Consider the following 214-nt stretch of genomic DNA (forward strand, 5'->3'; position numbering starts at 1 on the left):
AGCATTATAATACTAAGTGTGGTTTGCTCTCGTCGAGAACGGCGTAGGTGCATCACAAGCTTCTTATGAAAAAACCTCCGGTTTTTTGCACCTGTTAAAGCGTCTTCTGTATTTAGCTGTTCAAGCTCCCTGTTTTTCTCTTCTAACTGTCTCAAAGTAACTTGTAACTCTAAAGTACGTTCATCCACTTGTGACTCTAGTTCTTGGCGTGTTT

General features: G+C 40.7%; 1 pseudogene. It reads right to left on the reverse strand.

The annotated features are described in order from the left end of the window. Positions 1-214 (reverse strand): annotated as a pseudogene (locus V6260_RS19190) (GGDEF domain-containing protein); the annotation flags it as partial.

The sequence above is a fragment of the Pseudoalteromonas aliena genome, assembly GCF_038155085.1.
GTDB lineage: Bacteria > Pseudomonadota > Gammaproteobacteria > Enterobacterales > Alteromonadaceae > Pseudoalteromonas > Pseudoalteromonas aliena_A.